General features: G+C 50.3%; 1 protein-coding gene. It reads right to left on the reverse strand.

Features of this window, described 5'->3' with window-relative positions; translation table 11 throughout:
- A partial coding sequence (locus tag H0A72_RS21940) for an FAD-dependent oxidoreductase (RefSeq protein ID WP_180158632.1) occupies positions 1-470 on the reverse strand: 470 nt, incomplete at its 3' end.
- Positions 471-582 lie beyond the last annotated feature (112 nt).

Here is a 582-nt window from a genome sequence, read left to right on the forward strand (position 1 = left end):
TAGGTCCCGGAGGCGTCGATCACCGCGCTGGCCAACACGTCACGCTCGCCATCGGGGCCGGCAACGCGCAATAAAAAGGGAGTCGAGTTACGGCCTTGGGTTTTCATGACGTCGCGCTCTACCCGGCTTACTGCCAAGACACGACTGTTCAAGTGTAAGTGTGGTTCGATTTCCGGTAGCTTAGACAACGGCTGAATATACTGACCCAGTAATTCTTGGCCAGTTGGGTAGACATCCGGTTGCGGTGTCGTCCAACCACTGGTTATCAATAAGCGCTCTGCCTCCTTGTCGATATTAAAGCGCCAGGGAGAGAACATCTTGACGTGCCCCCACTCATTGATACTGGCTCCGGCCTGCTTACCTGCTTCCAAGATCAATGCGGTAAGGCCTCTGCTTAGCAAATGCGCTGCAGCAGCAAGTCCAACAGGACCTGCACCAATAATGGCGATAGGATGTTTGATCTTATCCATGAACACTCCTTACGTTGATAGCAAAGCCCTTCTATCAATATGCTGGCTTCACATTTAAGTTGGTAGTAACAACATATAAGACAAAAAAACTTGATTGCGTGCGTCAAAAAAG

Origin of the sequence: Parapusillimonas granuli (assembly GCF_013416525.1) — a bacterium.
Lineage (GTDB): Bacteria > Pseudomonadota > Gammaproteobacteria > Burkholderiales > Burkholderiaceae_B > Parapusillimonas > Parapusillimonas granuli.